This is a genomic window from thiotrophic endosymbiont of Bathymodiolus puteoserpentis (Logatchev), assembly GCF_900127505.1.
Taxonomy (GTDB): domain Bacteria; phylum Pseudomonadota; class Gammaproteobacteria; order PS1; family Pseudothioglobaceae; genus Thiodubiliella.
On sequence record NZ_UEXF01000049.1, the window covers coordinates 1 to 1050 of the forward strand.

General features: G+C 41.7%; 2 protein-coding genes and 1 pseudogene. All 3 read right to left on the bottom strand.

Features of this window, described 5'->3' with window-relative positions; genetic code table 11:
- Window positions 1-491, bottom strand: a 491-nt coding sequence (locus BHECKSOX2_RS06550) for a helix-turn-helix domain-containing protein (RefSeq protein ID WP_139682954.1), incomplete at its 3' end; no start/stop codon positions are given.
- Window positions 492-514: 23 nt separating this feature from the next.
- Window positions 515-670, bottom strand: coding sequence for a helix-turn-helix domain-containing protein (locus BHECKSOX2_RS06555; protein WP_425356613.1), 156 nt, complete (start codon window positions 668-670; stop codon window positions 515-517).
- A gap of 90 nt (window positions 671-760) precedes the next feature.
- Window positions 761-1050 (bottom strand): annotated as a pseudogene (locus tag BHECKSOX2_RS06560) (AAA family ATPase); the annotation flags it as partial.

The following is a 1050-nucleotide window of genomic DNA, read 5'->3' on the forward strand; positions in this document are numbered from 1 at the left end:
GTTCTTTGCTTATACTTCTTGTGCCGAAGATGTTGATACAAGCAACCACCCCCAGCTTTGTCCTCTCGAATAAACTGGTAAATCGTAGAGGGACATACAGAAGGTTGATTATCTCGTTTAAGGCGTCCTTGTATTTGCTCAGGGCTCCACTGCTTACTTAGTCTGTCAGTAATTTTATCTTTCAGTTCAGCTACCATCTTGGTCGCTTTTGGTTTCTGTTGATGACGTTCCTGCGCAAAATTATGTGCTTGCTTCGGGCGATAACCTCTAGCCCCTGTATTTCTAGCCAACTCTCTTTTAACGGTACTCAAATCACGCCTTAAGTCTTGGGCGATAATTTCATTTGAAACTCCTGCTTTTTTCTCTGACCAAATCTGGTATCTTTCTTCTTGAGTCAGGTGGGTATAACGCTTATTCATAAGTGGTCTCACATTGGTTTTTGGTCGAACCGTGAGTGTACCCTCTGGCTCAACTTTTTCAATATGGCGCACTTATGACTAAAATCCGCGAGGTATTATNTAGCCCCTGTATTTCTAGCCAACTCTCTTTTAACGGTACTCAAATCACGCCTTAAGTCTTGGGCGATAATTTCATTTGAAACTCCTGCTTTTTTCTCTGACCAAATCTGGTATCTTTCTTCTTGAGTCAGGTGGGTATAACGCTTATTCATAAGTGGTCTCACATTGGTTTTTGGTAGAACCGTGAGTGTACCCTCTGGCTCAACTTTTTCAATATGGCGCACTTATGACTAAAATCCGCGAGTTGTTGCGCCAATCAATATAATTAGCCCTGATTCAATATGTGGCAAGAATGCGTCTTGTTGCGACTTATTAAAACGGTGAATTTCATCAACAAATAAAACAGTCTGCTGCCCAATATTTTGAAATTTTTTAGCATTTTCCACTACAATCCGCAACTCTTTAACACCGTCTAATACCGCACTAAGTTGGGCGAAATGCCCATCAACTTGCGTGCAAATAATGCGTGCTAAAGTGGTCTTCCCTGTGCCTGATGGCCCCCACAAAATCATTGAATGCAACTGTTTGTTGT